Source organism: Neisseria basseii (assembly GCF_962707005.1).
GTDB lineage: Bacteria > Pseudomonadota > Gammaproteobacteria > Burkholderiales > Neisseriaceae > Neisseria > Neisseria bergeri.
The window spans coordinates 1-581 of the sequence record NZ_CAUIXH010000058.1 but is presented as its reverse complement, the minus strand read 5'-3'; the positions used below and the strand labels follow the sequence as shown (position 1 = coordinate 581).

At 54.4% G+C, this 581-nt stretch carries 1 protein-coding gene; it reads right to left on the bottom strand.

The window, feature by feature from the left end; genetic code table 11:
• The coding region (locus Q9I99_RS11285; protein WP_304666240.1) for an RHS domain-containing protein at positions 1-581 on the bottom strand (581 nt) is incomplete at both ends.

The following is a 581-nucleotide window of genomic DNA, read 5'->3' as shown; positions in this document are numbered from 1 at the left end:
CCCCGTCTCACGGTCGCAATACTGGTTTTGCAGGCGGAAGGGTTGGTGCGTCGTTCCCGTTACGTTCGTTTCGCTCTTCAGTTTGCCCCAACCGTAATAATCGCCGAACCAAACCAGATTGCCGTCCTTATCGGTCATCTCTCTCGGGATGCCGATTTGGTCGCAGTGGAAGTAGTGGATTTGTTGTCTGCTTTCGCCGTCTTCGGTTGTCCAATTGCGGACCTGTGCCAGCGGTTCGTAGGAATCCGGGTCGGTGTAGAGATAGGTATACCTGCCGTCCGGGTGGACTTCCTGTAAGAGGTGGCTGCCGTCCCAAACAAACCCGGTTTCCTCTTCGAGGCCGTCTGAAACTTCTTCGTTTTTCAGACGGCCTTTGCCTATCCTCCTGCCCAAGGCATCGTAGGTGTAGGCCCAAGTTTCTTTGCTGCCGTCTTTTTTGAAGATTTCGGCTTTAACCAGTTGGTCATGCAGATCGTAGAAGTAGTTCTGCACTTCGCCGTCGGCCAGCTCGCGGTGGATCAGGTTGCCGAAGCCGTCGTAGTAATAGGTCGTGCCGTTGTAGGTTTTCAGGCGGTTGTCGG